24 protein-coding genes are annotated in these 20,941 nt (G+C 64.4%); 19 read left to right on the top strand and 5 right to left on the bottom strand.

Annotation, left to right across the window (positions count from 1 at the left end; translation table 11 throughout):
* Positions 1–28: 28 nt before the first annotated feature.
* Both xylA and xylB read right to left on the bottom strand, forming a co-directional pair.
* Positions 29–1,342, bottom strand: a complete 1,314-nt coding sequence (xylA, locus tag IG169_RS14000; RefSeq protein ID WP_193176839.1) for a xylose isomerase — start codon at positions 1,340–1,342, stop codon at positions 29–31.
* Positions 1,339–2,793: a xylulokinase gene (xylB, locus tag IG169_RS13995; protein WP_193176838.1), complete on the bottom strand. Its 1,455-nt coding sequence runs from the start codon at positions 2,791–2,793 to the stop codon at positions 1,339–1,341. Before xylB ends, xylA begins: the two co-directional genes overlap by 4 nt.
* Before the next feature lie 247 nt (positions 2,794–3,040).
* On the opposite strand from xylB, the gene IG169_RS13990 reads away from it, so the two are divergent.
* From IG169_RS13990 to IG169_RS13900, 19 genes are all read left to right on the top strand, one after another.
* The gene (locus IG169_RS13990) at positions 3,041–3,343 is read left to right on the top strand and encodes an urease subunit gamma (protein WP_193176837.1); all 303 of its coding nucleotides are present in this window, start codon (positions 3,041–3,043) and stop codon (positions 3,341–3,343) included.
* A 99-nt stretch (positions 3,344–3,442) separates the two neighbouring features.
* On the top strand, positions 3,443–3,748 hold the full coding sequence (locus IG169_RS13985; RefSeq protein ID WP_193176836.1) for an urease subunit beta: 306 nt from the start codon (positions 3,443–3,445) through the stop codon (positions 3,746–3,748).
* On the top strand, positions 3,745–4,158 hold the full coding sequence (locus IG169_RS13980) for a lysozyme inhibitor LprI family protein (protein WP_210326019.1): 414 nt from the start codon (positions 3,745–3,747) through the stop codon (positions 4,156–4,158). The genes IG169_RS13985 and IG169_RS13980 overlap by 4 nt, the downstream gene beginning before the upstream one ends.
* 19 nt (positions 4,159–4,177) lie before the next feature.
* Positions 4,178–5,890 carry an urease subunit alpha gene (gene ureC / locus IG169_RS13975; RefSeq protein WP_193176835.1) on the top strand — a complete coding sequence of 571 codons (1,713 nt, stop codon included), beginning with the start codon at positions 4,178–4,180 and terminating at the stop codon, positions 5,888–5,890.
* Between the two features lie 98 nt (positions 5,891–5,988).
* Entirely contained in the window at positions 5,989–6,285 is a 297-nt protein-coding gene (locus IG169_RS13970; RefSeq protein ID WP_193176834.1) for a putative quinol monooxygenase, read from the top strand.
* Positions 6,286–6,526: 241 nt separating this feature from the next.
* The gene (locus IG169_RS13965; RefSeq protein ID WP_193176833.1) at positions 6,527–7,069 is read left to right on the top strand and encodes a peroxiredoxin; all 543 of its coding nucleotides are present in this window, start codon (positions 6,527–6,529) and stop codon (positions 7,067–7,069) included.
* Between the two features lie 62 nt (positions 7,070–7,131).
* Positions 7,132–7,620 (top strand): GNAT family N-acetyltransferase, encoded by a 489-nt coding sequence (locus IG169_RS13960; protein ID WP_193176832.1) that lies wholly within the window; start codon positions 7,132–7,134, stop codon positions 7,618–7,620.
* 127 nt (positions 7,621–7,747) lie between these two features.
* The gene (locus tag IG169_RS13955) at positions 7,748–8,770 is read left to right on the top strand and encodes an NHL repeat-containing protein (protein WP_193176831.1); all 1,023 of its coding nucleotides are present in this window, start codon (positions 7,748–7,750) and stop codon (positions 8,768–8,770) included.
* Positions 8,771–8,896: 126 nt separating this feature from the next.
* Positions 8,897–9,349 (top strand): baeRF12 domain-containing protein, encoded by a 453-nt coding sequence (locus IG169_RS13950; protein ID WP_193176830.1) that lies wholly within the window; start codon positions 8,897–8,899, stop codon positions 9,347–9,349.
* A 21-nt stretch (positions 9,350–9,370) separates the two neighbouring features.
* Entirely contained in the window at positions 9,371–9,907 is a 537-nt protein-coding gene (locus tag IG169_RS13945; protein ID WP_193176829.1) for a hypothetical protein, read from the top strand.
* Positions 9,908–9,917: 10 nt separating this feature from the next.
* On the top strand, positions 9,918–10,391 hold the full coding sequence (locus tag IG169_RS13940) for an urease accessory protein UreE (protein WP_193176828.1): 474 nt from the start codon (positions 9,918–9,920) through the stop codon (positions 10,389–10,391).
* Between the two features lie 35 nt (positions 10,392–10,426).
* Positions 10,427–10,774, top strand: a complete 348-nt coding sequence (locus IG169_RS13935) for an SMR family transporter (protein ID WP_193176827.1) — start codon at positions 10,427–10,429, stop codon at positions 10,772–10,774.
* Between the two features lie 37 nt (positions 10,775–10,811).
* Positions 10,812–11,093, top strand: a complete 282-nt coding sequence (locus IG169_RS13930; protein WP_193176826.1) for a YrhK family protein — start codon at positions 10,812–10,814, stop codon at positions 11,091–11,093.
* A 26-nt stretch (positions 11,094–11,119) separates the two neighbouring features.
* Positions 11,120–11,749 (top strand): urease accessory protein UreF, encoded by a 630-nt coding sequence (locus IG169_RS13925; protein ID WP_193176866.1) that lies wholly within the window; start codon positions 11,120–11,122, stop codon positions 11,747–11,749.
* Positions 11,746–12,180, top strand: coding sequence for a DUF3995 domain-containing protein (locus IG169_RS13920; protein WP_193176825.1), 435 nt, complete (start codon positions 11,746–11,748; stop codon positions 12,178–12,180). Before IG169_RS13925 ends, IG169_RS13920 begins: the two co-directional genes overlap by 4 nt.
* A 2-nt stretch (positions 12,181–12,182) precedes the next feature.
* Positions 12,183–12,794 carry an urease accessory protein UreG gene (gene ureG / locus IG169_RS13915; protein ID WP_193176824.1) on the top strand — a complete coding sequence of 204 codons (612 nt, stop codon included), beginning with the start codon at positions 12,183–12,185 and terminating at the stop codon, positions 12,792–12,794.
* A gap of 2 nt (positions 12,795–12,796) precedes the next feature.
* Positions 12,797–13,225, top strand: coding sequence for a MarR family winged helix-turn-helix transcriptional regulator (locus IG169_RS13910; protein WP_246717382.1), 429 nt, complete (start codon positions 12,797–12,799; stop codon positions 13,223–13,225).
* A 215-nt stretch (positions 13,226–13,440) separates the two neighbouring features.
* Positions 13,441–14,568, top strand: coding sequence for a glycosyltransferase family 4 protein (locus tag IG169_RS13905; protein ID WP_210326018.1), 1,128 nt, complete (start codon positions 13,441–13,443; stop codon positions 14,566–14,568).
* 104 nt (positions 14,569–14,672) lie between these two features.
* A complete protein-coding gene (locus IG169_RS13900; RefSeq protein WP_193176823.1) occupies positions 14,673–16,964 on the top strand; it encodes an amylo-alpha-1,6-glucosidase in 2,292 nt (763 codons plus the stop codon).
* 62 nt (positions 16,965–17,026) lie between these two features.
* Here the strand turns inward: IG169_RS13900 and glpK are convergent, their stop codons facing one another.
* The 3 genes from glpK to IG169_RS13885 form a co-directional block, all read right to left on the bottom strand.
* The gene (gene glpK / locus IG169_RS13895) at positions 17,027–18,523 is read right to left on the bottom strand and encodes a glycerol kinase GlpK (protein ID WP_193176822.1); all 1,497 of its coding nucleotides are present in this window, start codon (positions 18,521–18,523) and stop codon (positions 17,027–17,029) included.
* 63 nt (positions 18,524–18,586) lie between these two features.
* Positions 18,587–19,264 (bottom strand): MIP/aquaporin family protein, encoded by a 678-nt coding sequence (locus IG169_RS13890; RefSeq protein ID WP_193176821.1) that lies wholly within the window; start codon positions 19,262–19,264, stop codon positions 18,587–18,589.
* 69 nt (positions 19,265–19,333) lie between these two features.
* On the bottom strand, positions 19,334–20,893 hold the full coding sequence (locus IG169_RS13885) for a DUF7507 domain-containing protein (protein WP_193176820.1): 1,560 nt from the start codon (positions 20,891–20,893) through the stop codon (positions 19,334–19,336).
* Positions 20,894–20,941: the final 48 nt, after the last annotated feature.

The raw sequence follows: 20,941 nt of genomic DNA, 5'->3' as shown, positions 1-20,941 counted from the left end.
CGCCTGGCGCGGTCTCCCCTCCTGCGCGTCAGACATACCGGTTGACGACGTTCTCCAGATATTCCTGCCGGCCGGATTTCGGCTGCGGATTGACGTCGGCCTTCGTGACGTAGTCGGCAATCTCGTCGAGCGAATAACCGCCCGCAAACATCTTCTTCGCCTCGGCGCCGTTCCAGCCGGCATAGCGTTCCTCGACGAAGCTCGTCAGCACGCCGTCTTCCAGCATTTTCACCGCCGCCTTGAAGGCACGAGCGCAAGTGTCCATACCGCCGACATGCGCCATCAGCAAATCGTCCGGTTCCAGCGACTGGCGGCGCAGCTTGGCGTCGAAATTGGTGCCACCCGTCTCGAAGCCGCCGCCCTTCAGGATGGCGTAATAGGCGAGCGTCATCTCCGGCACGTTGTTGGGGAACTGGTCGGTGTCCCAGCCGGATTGGTAGTCATTGCGGTTCATGTCGATCGAACCGAAGATGCCCAGCGCCTGCGCCAGTTCCAGTTCGTGCTCGAAGGAATGGCCGGCGAGGATCGCGTGGCCCTGCTCGATATTGACCTTGACCTCGTTTTCGAGCCCGTGCCGTTTCAGGAATCCGTAGACCGTGGCGACGTCGTAATCGTACTGGTGCTTGGTCGGCTCCTGTGGCTTCGGTTCGATCAGGATCGTGCCCTTGAAACCGATCTTGTGCTTGTACTCGACGACGAGGTTGAGAAAGCGGCCGAGTTGCTGGTCCTCGTGCTTCAGGTCGGTGTTGAGCAGTGTCTCGTAGCCTTCGCGCCCGCCCCACAACACGTAGTTGGCGCCGCCGAGCTTGTGGGTGGCGTCGATGCAGGTCTTCACCGTCGCCGCCGCGAAGGCGAAGACGTCCGGGTCCGGATTGGTCGCCGCCCCCGACATGTAGCGGCGGTTGCCGAACAGGTTGGCCGTCCCCCACAGCAGCCTGACGCCGGTCGCCGCCTGTTTCTCGGCGAAATAGTCGACGATCTCCTCGAGATTCTTCGTGTTTTCGGCGAAATTTGCCCCTTCCGGCCGCACATCGGCGTCGTGGAAACAGTAGAACGGCGAACCGAGCGCGGTGAACATCTCGAAGGCGACGTCGGCCTTCAGCTTCGCCAGTTCCATCGTGCCGGCCGGGAACCACGGCCGCTGGAACGTATCGCCGCCGAACGGGTCCGTGCCGGTCCAGCCGAAGGAGTGCCAATAGGCGACCGCGAAGCGCAGATGGTCCTCCATCCGCTTGCCCATCACCATCTCGTCGGCCTTGTAGTGCCGGAAGGCGAGCGGATTGGTGCTCTCGGGGCCCTCATATTGGATCTTCGTCACATCTCCGAAAAAGCCGGTGCTCATGCCATGACTCCCTTGATGGCTGGATAGAGGGCCCGGTACCGCTGATAGGCGTCGCCGAACGCCTGTTCGAGATCGCGGTCCGGTTCGTGAATTTTCTGCACCTCGGGCGGCGTGCAGACGGTTGCGGGATCGGCGCCCTCGGCGGCCATCAGGCCGAGCCGGGCCGCGCCGAAGGCGGCGCCGAAATCCCCGTCGGCCGGCACTTCCACCGGCATGCCGAGAACGGTCGCCATCAGTTTCAGCCAGTAGTCCGAGCGCGATCCGCCGCCGACCGCGGTGACGCGCTCCAGCGTGGTGCCCGCCTCGCGCAGCGCCTCGAGGCAGTCGCGGAAGGCGAATGATACGCCTTCGAGAACCGACCGCGTCAGCGTTGCGGTGTCGCTCTCGTGGCCCATGCCGGCAAAGACGCCGCGGATCGCCGCATCGTTGTGCGGGGTCCGCTCGCCGCCGAGATAAGGCAGGAAGATCACGCCGGACGGTCCGTCCAGCGTCTCGCCAAGCGCGTCGGTCAGTTCCGCCGGGTCGGCGCCGACCAGCTTCGCATACCAGTTGAGAGAATCCGTCGCCGCCAGAATCACGCCCATCTGGTGCCAGGTGTTCGGCAGCGCATGGCAGAAGGCATGCACCGCGCTTTCGGGATTGGGCAGATAGGCCTTGTTGGCGGCAAACAGCACGCCCGACGTGCCGAGCGAAGCGAAGGCCGCGCCATCGTGGATCGTGCCCATGCCGATGGCGGCAGCGGCGTTGTCGCCTGCCCCGCCCGCGACCGTAATCCCCGCCGCCAGGCCGAAGCGGTCGGCGATGTCCGCGCGCAGATGCCCGCCCGGCTCGCTGCCCTCGACCAGCGCCGGCATGGCGTCCTTGCCGAGATCCGTCGCCGCGAGCAGGTCCGCCGACCACGCCCGTGCGCCGGTGTCGAGCCAACTTGTCCCGGCCGAATCCGACATTTCGGAGATATGCTCGCCGGTCAGCCACAGCCGGAGATAATCCTTCGGCAGCAGAACCTTGCGAACCTTGGCGAAGATTTCGGGTTCGTTGTTCCTGACCCAGACCAGCTTCGGCGCGGTGAAGCCCGGAAAGACGATGTTGCCGGTGATTGCGCGGAAGCGCGGATCGGCATCGAGCGCGGCGGCTTCCCTGAAGCTGCGCACGTCGTTCCACATGATGCAGGGCCGCAGCACCTTGTCGTCGGCGTCGAGCAGCGTCGCGCCATGCATGTGGCCGGAAAGCCCGATGCCACGCACTGCCGCCATTTCTTGTGCATGATCGCGTTGAAGCCCCGAAAGCGCGTTCGACGTCGCCTCGATCCAGTCCGCCGGGTCCTGTTCCGACCAGCCGTGATGCGGCCGCGACAGCTCCACCGCCGCCGAAGCCGAGTCGATGACCTGCTGGTCGCCGTCGATCAGCAAGGCCTTGACGCTCGACGTGCCGAGGTCGATCCCGAGATACATGATGCTCCTCCCGTACGCCGCGCGGCGTCTTCCATGAATTTAAACCGCGTTGCGTCCTTTTCTTCAAGGGGTAAAAAAAATCAGTTTCGCGACGGAACACGGTCAGCCTGCACAATTTTTATGCAGCCCGCGCGGTTTCGATAAAGATGCACATTACGCTTGCACTTGCCGGCCATTTTTTCCACGATGCGGCCGAGACTTAACGAGCCGACGGCCGCGATCGCAAGGCCTGTTGCCGGGGGAACGAATGCATCTGACACCGCGAGAAAAAGACAAGCTCCTCATCGCAATGGCGGCGGAAGTCGCCCGCAAGAGGCTGGCGCGGGGCGTCAGGCTCAACCACCCCGAAGCCATTGCCCTGATTACCGATTTCGTCGTCGAGGGCGCACGCGACGGCCGCACCGTCGCCGATTTGATGGAAGCCGGCGCGCATGTGCTGACCCGCGACCAGGTGATGGACGGCATCGCCGAGATGATCCACGACATCCAGGTCGAGGCGACCTTTCCCGACGGCACCAAGCTCGTGACGGTGCACGAACCGATCCGCTGAGGAGAAACCGTGTCCGAACCGGCCGAACAGCCCCCGATCGTCGCGAAAAATCTCGAATTGTCGCCCCGCGAAGCGACGGCGTGAGCGAAGGAAAAAATCATGATCCCCGGAGAAGTCATCACCGCCGAAGGCGACATCACCCTCAATGAGGGCGCGACGACCGTGACGCTGACCGTCGCCAACACCGGTGACCGCCCGGTCCAGGTCGGCTCGCATTACCATTTCTTCGAGACCAATCCGGCGCTCGACTTCGACCGCGCCAAGGCGCGCGGCATGCGCCTCGACATCGCCTCGGGCACCGCCGTGCGTTTCGAGCCGGGCCAGACCCGCGACGTCACGCTGGTACCGCTGCGCGGCGACCGCAAGGTCTACGGTTTCCGCCAGGAGATCATGGGGGAGTTATGATCCGTCGTCTCGCCCTTGCCGCGGTTTTCGGATGCCTCGCATCCCCCGTCCTCGCGCAGGACTGGGACTGCTCGAAACCCGGCGACCTGCCGCAATTGGGCATGAACTGGTGCGCGGCGCAGGACTATGCGCGCGCCGACGACGCCTTGAACGCGGCATGGAAGAAGGTCCGCGCCTACATGAAATCCATCGACGAAGCCAACCGGGAATATGTCCCCGATCAGGCCAACGGCGCGGAAAACCTGCTCAAGGCCCAGCGCGCCTGGATCGATTACCGCGACGGCCAGTGCGAGGCCGAAGGCGCGCAATTCGCCGGCGGCTCGATCAGGCCGCTCATCACCATTTCATGCAAGGCCACGATGACGCGCAAGCGCACCGAGGAACTTCTCCTGCTGATGCAGGAAAACTGACCACCGAAGGACGAGACCCATGCCCGCCAAGATCTCCCGCGCCGCCTATGCCGACATGTTCGGACCGACGACAGGCGACAAGGTTCGCCTCGCCGACACCGAGCTGTTCATCGAGGTCGAGGACGACAAGACCGTCTATGGCGAGGAGGTCAAGTTCGGCGGCGGCAAGGTCATCCGCGACGGCATGGGCCAGAGCCAAGCGCCGCGCTCCGGCGGCGCGGTCGACACGGTCATCACCAACGCGCTGATCGTCGACCATACCGGCATCTACAAGGCCGATGTCGGTCTGAAGGACGGTCGCATCCACTCCATCGGCAAGGCCGGCAACCCGGACACCCAGCCGGGCGTCAACATCGTCATCGGTCCCGGCACCGAGGCGATCGCGGCGGAAGGCAAGATCCTGACGGCCGGCGGTTTCGACGCGCATATCCACTACATCTGCCCGCAGCAGATCGAGGAAGCGCTGATGAGCGGGGTGACGACCATGCTCGGCGGCGGCACCGGCCCGGCGCATGGCACGCTGGCGACCACCTGCACCCCCGGCCCCTGGCATATCGGTCGGATGATCCAGTCCGCCGACGCCTTCCCGATGAACCTCGCCTTTTCCGGCAAGGGCAACGCCTCGCTGCCCGACGCCCTGACCGAGATGATCCTCGGCGGCGCCTGCTCGCTGAAGCTGCACGAGGACTGGGGCACCACGCCCGGCGCCATCGACAACTGCCTGTCGGTCGCCGACGACTACGACGTGCAGGTGATGATCCACACCGACACGCTGAACGAGAGCGGCTTCGTCGAATCCACGATTCAAGCGCTCAAGGGCCGCACCATTCACGCCTTCCACACAGAGGGCGCCGGCGGCGGCCACGCGCCTGACATCATCAAGGTCTGCGGCCTGCCCAACGTCATCCCGTCTTCGACCAACCCGACCCGGCCCTACACGGTCAACACCATCGACGAGCATCTCGACATGCTGATGGTCTGCCACCATCTCGACGCCAACATTCCCGAAGACGTCGCCTTTGCCGAGAGCCGCATCCGCAAGGAAACCATCGCGGCGGAAGACATCCTGCACGACGTGGGCGCTTTCTCGATCATCGCGTCCGACAGCCAGGCCATGGGCCGCGTCGGCGAAGTCATCATCCGCACCTGGCAGACCGCCGACAAGATGAAGCGCCAGCGCGGCCGCCTGCCCGAGGAACAGGGCCACAACGACAATTACCGGGTGCGCCGCTATATCGCCAAATATACGATCAATCCGGCCATCGCGCAGGGCATGTCGAGGGAGATCGGCTCGATCGAAATCGGCAAGCGCGCCGACCTGGTGATGTGGAACCCGGCCTTCTTCGGCGTCAAGCCGGACATGGTGCTGATCGGCGGCTCCATCGCCGCGGCCCCGATGGGCGACCCGAACGCCTCGATCCCGACGCCCCAGCCGGTGCATTACCGCTACATGTTCGGCGCCTACGGCAAGGCGCGCACCGCGTCGTCGATCGTCTTCACCTCCGCCGCCGCCATGGATTCCGGCCTCGGCGAACAACTCGGCATCGACAAGGAACTGGTCGCCGTCGAGAACACCCGCGGCGGCATTTCCAAGGCGTCGATGGTGCTCAACGACATGACGCCGGACATCGAGGTCAATCCGGAGACCTACGAGGTGCGCGCCAACGGCGAGTTGCTGACCTGCGAGCCCGCGACCGAACTTCCGATGGCGCAACGGTATTTCCTGTTCTGAGCGTGATGAGCCGCCAGACGACCTGGAGTATCGCGAGACTGGTCACGGCAGGCGTTCGGACTTAAGCTCGCGCGACATGCCTGTCGGGAGGAACAACCATGATCTACGTCGTCGCCACGCTCACCATCAAGCCGGATTCGCTGGCCGCCCTGCGCGAAGCGGCGATGCCGTGCATCGAGGCCACCCGCGAGGAACACGGCTGCATTTTCTATGATCTGAACACAAGCGTCAGCAATTCGCGGCGCGTCGTCTTCGTCGAGCAGTGGAAGAGCCGCGAGGACCTCGAAAACCATTTCAACACGGCGCATATAAAGGCCTTTCGCGAGGCGTCGGCGCCGCTGATCGAGAGCCGGACGGTCGAGATCATTCATCCGGAGCGGATCGAAACCTTGTAGGCGATCCGGCGCCGGCCGCGGTCATGCGAATTCGGGGCGCACGCAGCCCGCGGCAAACGCGTTTCTTGACCTGACGCGACGGCATTGCGCTGCACCATTTTACCGTTGCAATGCAGCATTCCTGCTGGACAGGAATGTATACAGGCTGTTAGTCCGTAATCAGGACATTACGAAAGCGCGCCGTTCATTTTCCTCCCGCAACGGCGCCTGTCCGCCGGAAACCAAAACCATGGAGTAGAGAATGATCGGCAGGAAAGTCCCTTTCGTCACCTTCCGCACGCGCATACGTGACGAATCCATCGAGGGCCCGAACCCCTTCCGCTGGGAAGACAAGACCTCGGACGACTATTTCAAGGGCAAGCGCGTCGTTCTGTTCTCGCTGCCGGGCGCCTTCACACCGACCTGCTCGACCTACCAGCTTCCCGATTTCGAGAAGCTTTTCGACGAGTTCAAGGCCAAGGGTATCGACGAGATCTACTGCATTTCCGTCAACGATGCCTTCGTCATGAACGCATGGGGCAAGGCGCAGGGCGTCGAGAAGGTCAAGCTGATCCCCGACGGCTCGGGCGAATTCACCCGCAAGATGGGCATGCTGGTGCGCAAGGACAATCTCGGCTTCGGCCTGCGTTCCTGGCGCTATGGCGCGGTCGTCAATGACGGCGTTGTCGAAAAATGGTTCGAGGAAGAAGGCTATTCCGACAATTGCGAGAGCGATCCCTACGGCGTCTCCTCGCCGCAGAACATCCTCGCCAATCTCGACGAAAAGGAAGCAGTCGCGGCCTGAGCCTCAGCGGAAACGGAAACGAGGGCCCTTGCGGAAACGCGAGGGCCTTTTCATATGGCGTCATGACCGTGGAAATAGCCAAGGCCCCGCCGGATTTCGACCGATGGGAAGATCTGCACGCGCTGCTGATGGCGAGCTTCGCCTATATGGCGGATCGCATCGATCCGCCCTCCTCGCTGCTGCGCATGGACGCGAGCGCGCTCGCCGGGAAGGCGAAGTCGGAGACGCTTGTCCTGGCGACAGAAGGCGGCCGCATCGCCGGATGCGTGTTCCTGCGCGCCGAGCCGGACGCCCTCTATGTCGGCAAGCTCGCTGTCGGTGACGCCTTTCGCGGCCGCGGCATCGCCCGGCGGCTGTTCGCGATCGCCGAGGACGAAGCCCGCGCCGCCGACCTCCCCTTCCTCGAACTGCAGACCCGCATCGAATTGACCGAGAACCACGAAACCTTTTCCCGGCTCGGCTTTGTGCGAACCGGAGCAACGGCGCACGATGGCTATGATCGTCCGACAAGTGTCACCATGCGCAAGCCCGTAACGGCACACAGTAAATAATCGCCTGCGGATATTTGCCTAGATGCCCTTTCCCGCTATGCTTTTCGGCGGGACGCAACGCTGCAGGCGAACGCGCCGGTCAGACAGCCGGAGCGGTGTCGTTTGCGCATACCGGGTGGCGCAAGCCATGAACATTTCCATCGACCGGCCCGCGAAGGTCGTCGACGGCGGGCGCGCATGCGTCGCCGTCGATATCTCGTCCCCGGTACAAGCCGTGGTATCGCGGCTTGGACGCACCGAGGATATCCGGTTTTCTCCGGACAATCGCAGGCTCGCGATCGCCGGTTATGCGAAGAATTCCTGCTTCCTGTTCGATATCCGCATCGACCGCGCGGCGGAGCGCCCCACCGTCGGGATCCATGACTATCTCGAACTGCGTTCGAACGCGCTCGCGGACCCGCATGGCTTCGACTTTGCCGGCGATGACAAGCTGATCGTCGCGAACCGGTCGGGACAAGTGACCGTTTTCGCGATCCCCGAACGCGACGGCAACAACCGCGTCCACCACGTCAATCCGTTGCGCACGATCTGCCGGGCAGGTTACCGGCAGCGGATCGGATCGCCGGGTTCGGTCTGTGTCGTCAGCGCCAACCGGCGCCGTGCCGATATCCTCGTCTGCAACAATTACGAACACCGCATCACCCGGCACTCGGTGGCGCTGCGGGGCGGCTTCGCCCTGCCGCGTGACAGCATCGTCCTCGAAAACACCCTCGACATACCGGACGGAATTGCCGTGAGCCCGGACAGGGCGTGGGTCGCGGTCAGCAATCACATGACGGCCAATGTCCTGATCTTCGACAACCGTGCACGGCTGCGCCGCTCCGACGAACCCGTCGGCACGCTCGACGGCGTCGCCTATCCGCACGGCCTGCGCTTCTCGCCCGATGGCAGCCGCATCTACGTCGCCGATGCCGGCGCGCCTTTCGTGCATGTCTACGAAGCGCGTGCAGGCGATTGGCGCGGCCCGCATGCGCCCGTTCGCACCGTCACGGTGCTCGACGATGAAACCTTCCGGCGCGGACGCGTCAACCCCGAGGAAGGCGGCCCCAAGGGCGTCGATGTCGACGCGAGCGGCGAGATCATGGCGGTGACATGCGAAGAACGCGCGCTTGCCTTCTTTCATGTGCCGTCGCTGTTCGCGTCCGGTTGAAATCCGGCCGCCCCCGCGAGACATTCCTTTCCCTGTCGCGCCACAATCACCGTTATTGAGCGCGATCAATTGCAAACCGCTCAAATTCTGCGAGTGATGCGGAATCGAAAAAGAAGGAGGCCCCCGATGGCTGGACTAACGCTCAAAAATAATGGCTGGCTGGTGATCGCCGATGGCGAAAAAGCCCTGTTCCTGCGCAATGACGGCGACGAGAAATTTCCCAATCTCACCGTCTTCCGCGAACTGGAGCACGAAAATCCGGCCACCCGCGACCAGGGCGCCGACCGACCGGGCCGTCTGAACGACAGCGGCTCGCATCGCAGTGCTGTGCAGGAAACCGACTGGCACCGCGTCGAAAAGGAGCGTTTCGCAAAGGATATCGCCGAGCGCCTCTACAAGACCGCGCACAAGAACGGCTTCGATGAACTCGTCCTCGTCGCGCCGCCGGCTGTCCTCGGCGCCATGCGCAAGGAATTGCACAAGGAAGTCCAGGACAAGATCGTTGGCGAACTCGACAAGGACCTGACCAAGCATCCGGTCCACGAGATCGAGAAGCTGGTGCTCGCCAGCGCCGGCTAGTCTCGCCTGACGGCTCGCGCCATGACCTCGAACCGCATCTTCTGGCTCCTCTTCGCCGTCATGCTCGGCGATTATCTTGCCATGGTGCTGTGGTCGATCCCGGCGCTGAGCCGTGACGCAGGCGGGCTCGCGGTCTTCGACATGCGGCCCGGCGGATACACCTTCGACGAGGCGCGGACGTTTCTCGCCGCGCTCTCGCCGGAGGGCGGCCGTTTCTACGCCAATGTCCAGCACCGTCTCGACGCCGTTTATCCCACGCTTCTGGCGCTGACGCTCGGCTGGGCGATCCTGCGCCTGGCGCCCGTACGCTGGGGCATCTGGCGTTATGTCCTTGCGGCCACGGCCATTCCGGGCATGGTCTTCGACTATTGGGAAAATTTCGACGTATCGGCGATGCTCAGGGCCGGCCCGGACGGCATCACCCCTGCCCTCGTCGAAAGCGCCAGCCTGCATTCGCAACTCAAAGCCGCGACCTCGACCGTGTCGATGACGATCCTGCTCGTCCTGCTTGTTCTTTGGGGATTCCGGCGCTGGCGTGCGGCGCACAAACCGGTATAGGATCGCGGTCATGCCGACCGCCACTTCCGTCACCCGCCACTTTCACGATCCCGCCGGGACGATCACCCTCGACGAGACCGCGCGCCATCGCCGCCGTATGAAGATGGTCTCCGACAACGGCATCGAATTCCTGCTCGACCTCGCCGAGGCACGCCTGCTGCGCCACGGCGACGGGCTGCTGCTCGACGACGGCCAGGTGATCGAGGTACGCGCCGCGCCGGAAGACCTGCTCGAAGTCCGCGGCCGCGACGCCCGCCACCTTCTGGCGCTCACCTGGCAGATCGGCAACCGCCATCTCGCCGCCCAGATCCTGCCCGATCGGATCCTGATCCGCCGCGATCACGTCATCCGCGACATGCTCGAAGGTCTCGGCGCCGCCGTCGCCGACGTCTCGGCCCCGTTCGACCCGGAAGGCGGCGCCTATGGCGACGCCCACGGCGCGCACGGCCACGGCCATGCACATGCCCATCACCACGACCATTGAACCGCGTGACGCGCGTCCTGCCGGGAACAAACAGCATGCCTCCGATCTCGCTCAGCATCTATCTCGTCCTCGCCGTGGCCATCGCCGCGGAAGTGGTCGCGACGACGGCGCTCGTGCGCACCGAGAGCTTCACCCGGCTCGGCCCGAGCCTCGTCACCATCATTTTCTATTCCCTGTCGTTCTGGCTCCTCTCCTTCCCGATACGGGTGATTCCGGCCGGCGTCGTCTATGCCATCTGGTCGGGTACCGGCATCATCCTGATAACGCTGGCGGCATGGCTGGTTCTGGGCCAGCGGCTCGATCTCCCGGCAATCGTCGGCCTCGCTCTGATCATCTCGGGAGTTGTCATCATCAATCTTTTCTCCAGATCGGTGGAACACTAGAAAGTCCGGCGGCACAGGCGAATCCGGAGGCCACACCATGAGAATTTTCGCGCCCGACACGCGGCATATCTCCAAACAGCACGAGAAGCTCTACGCGGCCTACGAACTGGCCTTCACCCTCGTCCAGTTCACCGCCGGCATGCTGTTCCTCGTCGGCTCCTGGATGTTCTTCTACAAGGCGTGGGAAACGCCCGCGATCTGGTGCTTCGTCGTCGGCTCCGTCCTTTTCGTCGTCGGGCCGTCGCTGAAGCTGGTGCGCGAACTGCATTACGCCGTGATCGGCGATTTCGCCGACCTTGCCGCGCGGGCGAAACAGTGACCGGTTCCGCCAATCTCCTGCGGCTGATGTCCTGGCTGTCGCCGGTCTTCCCGACCGGGGGCTACGCCTATTCGGCGGCACTGGAACAGGCCGTCGCCGGCCGCACCGTCGCCGATCCCGACAGCCTGCGCGCCTGGCTGGAAGCGCTTCTCGCAAAAGGCCCGCAATGGAACGACGCGGTGGTCTTCGCGGCGAGTTGGCGAGCGGCAGCGAGCGCCGGTGACATCGCCGAAATCGCCGCCCTGGCCCGCGCCATGACCGGTTCGGCCGAACGCCACCGCGAGACCGTCGATCAGGGAAGCGGCTTTCTGGAGGCCGCCGCCAACTGGTTCGAACCCGAGGTTCTGCCGCCGCGCGGCACGCCGCTCTGCGTCGCCGTCGGCGCCGCCTGCGGCCTGCAGGCGATCGCGCTCGAAGACGGGCTTGCCGCCTTCCTGCACGCCTTCGTCGCCAACCAGTTGCAGGCGGCGATCCGCCTGTCGGTCACCGGCCAGCGCGGCGCGGCGAAACTGCTTGCCGACCTGGAACCGGTCATCGCGCGAACCGCGTCGCGCGCCGCGTCCTCGACGCTGGACGATCTTGGCAGCGCGACGATTCTGGCGGACATTGCCGCGATGAATCACGAAACCCTTGAACCGAGGCTTTTCCTGTCATGATCGCACTCGGAATCGTCCTGTCGGCAATCCTCACTGCCCTGGCGCTCCTGCACCTCGCCTGGGGCGCGAAAATCTGGTGGCCCGTGCGCGACGAGGCTGCGCTGACGCACGCCATCGCCGGCTTCCGCGGCATGGCGCGCATGCCCGACACATTATCCTGCCTGGTCGTGGCTCTCGCGCTCTTTACCTGCGCCCTGCTGGTCGCAGCCCTGTCCTTTGCGAGCGGCCTGCCATGGCTGCCCGACACGCTTGTCCTCATCGCGTCGGGAATTGCCGGACTCGTCTTCCTGTCGCGCGGCCTCGCCGGATATACCTCCGCCTGGGCCCGGCTGACGCCGGAACAGCCCTTCAGGACACTTGACCGGCGCTATTATTCGCCGCTTTGCATCGGCGTGGGACTGGGCATCGCCGCGCTCATCTGGAGTAACTGAACATGACCTCACCAAACGGGCCCCTGCGCATCGGCATCGGCGGGCCGGTCGGCTCCGGCAAGACGACCCTGACCGCCGAACTCTGCAAGGCGATGCGCGACAGCTTCTCGATCGGCGTCGTCACCAACGACATCTACACCGCCGAGGACGCCGAGGCGCTGACCCGCATGCAGGCGCTGCCCGCCGAACGCATCGAGGGCGTGGAAACCGGCGGCTGCCCGCACACCGCCATCCGCGAGGACGCCTCGATCAATCTGCGCGCCATCGAGCGTCTGCGGGAACGGGTTCCCGGCATCGAGGTGATTTTCATCGAATCCGGCGGCGACAATCTCGCCGCGACCTTCTCGCCGGATCTCGCGGACCTGTCGCTCTACGTGATCTCGGTCTGCCAGGGCGACGACATCCCGCGCAAGGGCGGCCCGGCGATCTCGCGCTCAGACCTGTTGATCATCAACAAGGCCGATCTCGCGCCGCATGTCGGCGCCGATCTGGAACGCATGCGCGCCGACGCCGCCGCTGGGCGCGCCGACCGGCCGTTCCTGTTCACGGATCTCAGACACGGCAACGGCGTCGCCGAAATCGTCGATTTCGTCACCACCCAGGGCGGACTCTGAGCTTGACCTTCGACCTCGAAACCTTCCTGCCCTACCGCCTCGACCGCATCTCGGAAGCCGTCAGCCGGCATTTCCAGCCGGTCTATCGCGACCAGCACGGCATGACTCGGCCGGAATGGAAAGTACTCGCCCATCTCGGCGAGGCCGACACGCTGACGGCCCGCGAGATCGTGCGCCGCACCGGCCTGCACAAGACCAAGGTGTCGCGCGCGGTCTCCGCGCTGGAGGCGCGCCGCTGGCTCGACCGCAACCGCGACGAGGCGGACCGCCGCATCGAGCATCTCGCCCTGACGGCCAGGGGCCGCATCGAATATGACAAGCTTGTCAGCCTTCTGAAGGCGCGGGAGGAAGAGCTGTTGCGGCGGCTCGACGATCACCAGATGCGCACCATCGCGGATGCGCTCTCGCTGCTTGAGAAGATGACCGCATAGAAAACCCGGGGGCTGACCCGCAAACAGCCGCGGCTTTCGTCAACTCGATCCGCGCCGCCGGCGGGACGCGACCATGACGGAGAGGAATGTGGACCTCCCGCCAGACGAATCCGTAGGCTGCAATTGACGAAGATCAACGTTTGCAGCAGATATATGTCCTATTTTGGTACACGCGATGACGGTCGGGACGCGGTCCCGGGCCTATTGTGAGTGCATTGCGCGTCACCGGGAGAAAGCATCATACACTCACGAAAACTCAGGAGAGTGTTTGCTTGCGTATTGCATTGGTCACGCCACTTCTTCTCGCGGTTCCGCCAAGGACTTACGGCGGCACCGAAAGGGTTGTTGCGGCGCTCGCAAACGGATTGACATGGGCCGGACATGACGTTTCGGTTTTCGCCACCGCGGACAGCTGTATCGACGCGCATCTGATCCCCTGCCGGGACCGTCCGATCATGACCGACCCGCGGCCCTCATCAGAGGTAGCCGATCAACTCACCATGCTGCGGCGCGTCCGCGAGCGCGTTGACGAGTTCGACATCATCCATTTCCACACCGACCTGCTGCAATTCCCGCTCTTCGACGACATCTCGTATAAAACGTTGACGACATTTCATGGTCGGCTGGATCTTGTCGGCCTGAGGGAGTTCTTCGCGCCCTATCGCCATTTCCCGGTCGTCTCTGCGTCTGACAGCCAGCGCCGGCCGCTGCCGAACCTCAACTGGCAGGCGACCATTCCGCATGGCTATCCGCTCGATCAGTACCGGATGATACCCCGTACGGACCGGGCCGGCGAAGAAGGTTATCTTGCGTTTCTCGGCCGCGTCGATCCGGACAAGGGCATTCGCCAGGCGATCAGCATTGCCAAGCGGACCGGCCGCCGCCTGAAGATTGCAGCCCGGATCAATGACCTGGAACAACGCTACTGGCACGACGAGATACTGCCGCTGATTGATGGACACCGCATCGAATATGTCGGTGAAATCGGGGAAGACCAGAAATCGGAATTCCTGAGCATGGCGGATGCGCTTCTCTTCCCCATCGCCTGGCCGGAACCGTTCGGGCTTACGATGATCGAGGCGATGGCCTGCGGAACCCCGGTCCTGGCTTTTGGCTGCGGCTCTGTGCCCGAAGTGATCGACGAGGGCGTAACGGGCACAATCGTAAGTGATGTCGAGGAAGCCGCTGACGCCCTGGAGGATACGCTTCGTCTGGATCGCGCGCGTATTCGCGCGCATTTCGAAGCGCGGTTTTCCGATTCCGCGATGGTGTCCAGCTATGTGGAAGTCTATCGCCGCCTGTATGAAGATTGCTCGGTCCAACCGGGTAAACACGTCGCGTAGCGAAGCGAGCTGTTCCGCCTGCAGCAGAAAATGTCCTGCCGCCGGGCGCATATGATCCCGACAATGTTGTGCCGGACAAGCAGACCAACCACGAAGGAGCAATATTGTCCAAGGCTAGCGACATACCTTCCGAGCCGCTCGCCGAGGAGGCGATACATCCCGGCGGACTGGCGCCGAACGACTTCGGTCCCGATACGCGCGGTGAGTTTTACGTTCTCAAAGACGGCGACCTGTTCGCCGTCTTCGCATCGAACGGGGACATGAACGGACCGCAGGGAATTGCCGGAGAGGCACAATCCAAGGACGGTCTGTTCCTGCGTGATACGCGGATGCTCTCGAGGCTCGTGCTCACGCTGAACCAGACACAGCCCATTCCCATGGAAGCCGAGGTCGATGACGACGCGGTCGTTTTCCGCTGCGATACGGCCAATATGCGCCTGATCGATTCCGAAGGGCACATTTTCGATCCCTACCAGATTCACGTAAGCCGCGAACGTTTCCTCGGTATCAACTTTCTGCATGAAGCTGTCGAACTGACGAATTACGGCCTTCAAAATGCCGTGCTGGATGTCGTGTTCGATTGCTATGCCGACTATCGCGATATTTTTGAGGTGCGCGGCGCGGAAAGGCACGTACGTGGCCGGCATCTTGCGCCGCGCTCGACGGACAATGGCGTAATATTCTCGTACCTGACCTTCGACAATATCATCCTGTCGACCGAGATCGTCTTCGACGTGCCTGTCGTCGTTCGCGGAAGCCGGGTTCACATCAACCTCGAAATTCCCGCGGGCAAATCGGCCTCGATCCGTTTGGCCGTCCGCGTTTGGCAGGAACATCCGGGTTCGAGCAAGGGCCGGAGCAAGGGCGAACATCCCGGGGGACGCTCGGGCGGCGATTTCAATCAGGCCGTCCCGGATCGCACCCTGGCGCTTTCGACCGTGCGCAACCGGGTGCGCGTTCGCATAGACCGGACTCAGCGGATTACCACCGACCGCCCCGAATTTGACGCTTGGCTGCTTCGGTCGTCCTCCGACCTGGCCATGCTGACAGCGGACTTGCCGACCGGACCCTATCCTTATGCGGGCACACCATGGTTTTCCGTACCTTTCGGTCGGGACGGCATTATCGCCGCAATGCAATGCCTTTGGCTCGATCCCTGTCTCGCGGCAGGCGTACTGGACTTCCTTGCGACGAAGCAGGCGACCGGGACATCGGAAATCCGGGACGCCGAACCCGGAAAGATCATGCACGAGACGCGCGCGGGCGAAATGGCGCGGGCCGGCGAGGTACCCTTTGAGCTCTACTATGGCGGCGCGGACCAGACGCTGCTCTTCGTGATTCTGGCCGGCGCTTATTATCGGCGCACCGCCGATCTGGAACACATCCGCCGCCTGGAGCCGTCGATCCGCGCCGCGCTCGCCTGGGCGCGCGATTACGGCGACCGGGACGGCGACGACCTGATCGAATATTCCCGCGCGACAGAGACGGGACTGCGAAACCAGGGATGGAAGGATTCGGAAGACGCCATTTTCCACGCCGACGGCACTTTGTGCGACGGTCCGATCGCGCTGATCGAGATACAGGCCTATCATGTCGCGGCCCTGCGCGACGGTGCGGAGCTTCTAGCGGCGCTTGGGTCCGCCGATGAGGCGGCCCGCTTGCGGCTCCATGCAGAGAACCTTTCGGCGAAAATAGACGAAAAATTCTGGGACGACGATCTGAAGAGCTTCTGCATCGGACTCGACGGAAACAAGGAACGAATCCGGGTCGTCAGCTCGAATGCCGGGCACATGCTTTTTGCCGGCGCGGTTGCCGATGAGCGGACGCGGCAACTCGCCGAAACCCTGCGGACGCCGGCTCTGCTGACCGGTTGGGGGTTGCGGACAATCGCCGCCGGCGCGGCGCGGTACAATCCGATGGGATACCATACGGGCAGTATCTGGCCGCATGACAACAGCCTGATTGCCGCAGGCCTGGCGCGTTATGGATACACCCGCGACGCCAGCCGGATAACGACGGCGCTTTTCAATGCAGCATGCGAGTTCGACCATCACCGCTTGCCGGAATTATGGTGCGGCTTCGATCGAAGGGAGCATGGCCGGCCTGTTGCGTATCCGTCCGCCTGCGCACCCCAGGCATGGGCGGCAGGAGCGCCGTTTCTTTGCCTTGTGTCAAGCTTGGGGCTGACCGTTGATGCCGTCGACCGCACCGTTCACGTCCGGCGGCCAGCCCTTCCGGTCGCCGTCTCGCAATTGACGATTGCAGATCTGCGGATCGGCGATCACGGCGTTGATCTGCGTTTCATAAAGCGGGACGACGGAACAACTGTGCTGGAGGTGCTTAACGTGCCGGAGGGGATTAGCGTGTTGATAGATGGAGAGCCGGCGCAAGCGTGACAGGCCGATCACCACAGGTGTTTCGTCAATGGTCGCACCCGGCATTCGCGCCAAAGGCCTGATCAGCGCGCCGAAAGCGTCCGCGACACCGCGTCCCGCCAGCCGGCATATTTGCGCGACCTTTCCTCCTCGCCCATGTTCGGGCTGAACTTCTTCTCCAGCGCCCAGGTCTTGGCGAATCCGTCGCGATCCGGCCAGACGCCGGCATGCGACCCGGCGAGCCATGCCGCGCCGAGCGCCGTCGTCTCCAGGACCTGCGGACGGTCGACCGGCGCGTCGAGGATGTCGGCGAGGCACTGCATCGTCCAGTCGGAGGCCACCATGCCGCCATCGACGCGCAGCGTCGTCGAGGCATGGTCCGGCGCGTCCCAGTCGGCATGCATCGCCTCCAACAGGTCGCGGGTCTGGTAGCAGACCGATTCCAGCGTCGCCCGGGCGATCTCGTTCGGCCCGGTCCCGCGCGTCAGCCCGAACAGCGCGCCGCGCGCATTGGCGTCCCAGTGCGGCGCGCCGAGGCCGACAAAGGCCGGCACCAGATAGATGTCCTGTTCCGGGTCGGCCTTCTCGGCCATCACGCCGCTTTCGGCAGCATTGTCGATGATGCCGAGCCCGTCGCGCAGCCACTGCACCGACGCGCCGGCCATGAAGATCGAGCCTTCCAGCGCATAGGTCGTCTCGCCGTTCAGGCGATAGGCGATGGTCGTCAGCATCCGGTTCTTCGAGGCGACACGGTCGGTGCCGGTGTTGAGCAGCGCGAAGCAGCCCGTTCCGTAGGTCGACTTGAACATGCCCGGCGCGAAACAGGCCTGGCCGATGGTCGCCGCCTGCTGGTCGCCGGCAACGCCATAGACCGGGATCGCCGCGCCGAGGATGTCGGCTTTGGCCGTACCGAAATCGGCGGCGCAATCGAGCACCTCCGGCAGGATCGCGGACGGGATGTTCAGGATCGACAAAAGCCCGTCGTCCCAGCGGTTCTCGGCGATGTTGTAGATCAGCGTGCGCGAGGCGTTGGTTGCGTCGGTGACATGGCGCGCGCCGCCGGTCAGCCGCCAGATCAGGAAACTGTCGATCGTGCCGAAGGCGATCTCGCCGGCCTCGGCGCGGGCGCGCAGTCCGTCGACATTGTCGAGCATCCAGGCGATCTTGGTGCCGGAGAAATAGGGATCGAGCAGCAGCCCGGTTTTCTCGGTGAACTCGGCCTCGTGCCCCTTGGCCTTCAACCCGTCGCAGAAGTCGGCGGTGCGCCGGTCCTGCCAGACAATGGCGCGGTGCGCCGGTTCGCCCGTCTTGCGGTCCCACAGCGCCACCGTCTCGCGCTGGTTGGTGATGCCGATAGCGGCGATGTCGGATGCGGCGATGCCCGCATCGGCGATCGCCGCCCGGCAGGTTCCGACCACGCTCTGCCAGATATCCTCCAGCTCGTGTTCGACCCAGCCGGATTTCGGGAAATGTTGCGGAAACTCCTTCTGGCCGGCGCCGGCGATCCTCTGCTGCGCGTCGAACACGATGGCGCGCGAGGACGTGGTCCCCTGGTCGATCGCCAGAACATAGCCGCCCATTGAATGTCTCCTCCCGATCCGGTCCGCGTCGGCGAGGATTACAATCAGATCGCGTGGACGGCTTCAACCCGCTTCGGGTTGTTCCTTGCCGTCCGCCAGCAGCCAGCGGCAGACCGCGAAGGCGGCGGCCGCGCCAATGAATTGCATCGCGATGAACCAGGGCATGTCCGTGGGCCGGATGCCGGCGAAGGTGTCCGAGAACGCCCGCGCCACAGTGACGGCCGGATTGGCGAACGACGTCGAGGCGGTGAACCAGTAGGCCGCCGTGATGTAGAGCCCGACCGCCATCGCGACCGCCTTCTCGTTCGCATTCAGCGTCGCGAAGATCGTGAAGACGAGGCCGAATGTCGCCACGAACTCGGCGAACCATTGCGCGCCGCCGGTACGCATCTTGGTCGAGGCCTGGAAAATGTCCTCGCCGAACATCGCATGCGCCGCCCAGACGCCGGCAAGTCCGCCCGCGACCTGCACCGCAATATAGACCAGGCTTTCGCGTGCCGCGATCTCGCGGCGCAGCCAGAAGGCGAAGGTCACGGCCGGATTGAAATGCGCGCCCGAGATCGGCCCGAGCATGGTGATCAGCACGACAAGAATCGCGCCGGTCGGGATCGTGTTTCCGAGCAGCGCGATGGCGACGTTTCCGCCCGCCAGTCGCTCGGCCATGATCCCCGATCCGACGACGGTCGCGAGCAGAAATCCCGTCCCGATGAATTCGGCTGCATATTTGCGCGAGGCGTCCATGAGGCGATTCCCAACATATCAACAATTCTTGAATTATCGATAGGTTTCAGACTCGTCAACTGCGCCGGCTCATCCGTCGCTTTGCACGACACGCGCCTCGATCTTCAGGTCGTAGTCGTGGTCGGACGCCGTCCAGTAGGAAAGGATTGTCTTGCGCACGGCCTCAAGACGCCGTTCGGAGAGATCGGTGTCCTCGCGATGCGCGTAATAGGTCAGGCGCAGGATCGACGGTTCGCGCCCGAGCACCGAGATCAGCCGCGTAATCCCGGCCGTCATCTCCGCGTCGGGCGTGACGGTGTTGCGCCGGAACGCCGCCTCGTTGAGGTCGATCCGCACGATCCGCGCCGCCGCCGCCCCGAACGAGACCGCGCCGCTTTCGCCGCGTTCGACCCGGATGGAGAGCGGGTTCTGCGTGGTGACGAAATAGCCGTCCGGCAGCGTGCCCTCGTCGAGCCGGAAGCGCAGGTCGATGCCGGCCAGCCGCGAGACCGCCACGCAGGGCGAATGGAACCGTCCGGACGGATCGGTCGTGAACGGGCCGGCATCGTCCGTCGAGACGCGTACGCCCGAAATTCCGGCCTCGTCGGCCTCGCGCTCCCCGTCGCGGTTGTCGTCGTGGAACACGCGAACGGAAATGCCGGTGCAGCCGGTTTGCGGCCCCCTTCCCGTCTGCACCGTCGCATTGGCCGGCGGGATCAGCGCGATGCCCGTCGCCGGGTCGGCGATCATCGCCGAATTGACGTGGAAGCCGCGCACCGGCTCGGCGCTGACACGCGCCGAATAGGTGACCGTCGCGCTGGCCCCGGCGGCAACCGCGATATCGCCGAAATCGAGTGCCGACCCGTCGACCAGGGGATGCGCGAGCGCGCCGTCGATGACCGCGCTGTCCGCCGCAAGGACGATCCCGTCGGACAGTATGCCGGCCAGCCTTGTGTCGAGTTCGCGGTCGCTGCGATTGCTGATCGTGATCGTGTAATCGACCGTATCGCCCTTGCCCGCCGCGCTTGCGCTCGGCGTGTGCGACAGCGAGATCAGCCGCGGCGCGATGCCCTGCAGCGGCGGCAGCACCGCCGTTGCCCTCGAGCGGCCGGTGACCGCAATGCCGATCCCCTCGCCCGACGCGACCACCGCTGCCGTGATCGGGTCGCGGGCTTCGAGATTGGCGAGTGCCAGCACGTAGCGCGCCGAGTACCGCCATGTCTCGCCGCGATCCAGAATGCCCGGATTGGTCTCGTCGCCTCCGACAAGGCGCGGCGGTTCGGCCGGCGAGAACGTCTCCTGGCGCTGCGTCAGCTCGACCGCCATGGCGACGCCCGTCAGCCCGACATCGCCGGTGTTTTGAACCTCGATGGTGAATTCGACGGTGTCGCCGGCCGAGATGTTCGGCGTCCCGTCGTCGTCATTGACCGTCGCCTCCGTGCTGAGCGCGAGCGCCGGCGATCCCTTCTCGACGTCGAGCGTCATATCTGCCGGAGCCGATCGCACCGTCTCGCCGGCATATGTGCCGGTCGCGACCGCGCTGCTGGTGATCGCCGCCGACGCCGGGCCCGCAAGGCCGAAGGCCAGCGCGGCGCATAGCAACGCCGCCGTCCGGAACGCGCGTTTCGGACGCCTTTTGAAAGTCGGCATTGCGGATGGCACCTGCACGGCGAAATGATCCCGGATCCGGTTCGCCGC

Source organism: Oricola nitratireducens (assembly GCF_014904745.1).
Taxonomy (GTDB): domain Bacteria; phylum Pseudomonadota; class Alphaproteobacteria; order Rhizobiales; family Rhizobiaceae; genus Oricola; species Oricola nitratireducens.
Note: the sequence above shows the minus strand (reverse complement) of the source record. Positions and strands in the feature narration are given on the sequence as shown.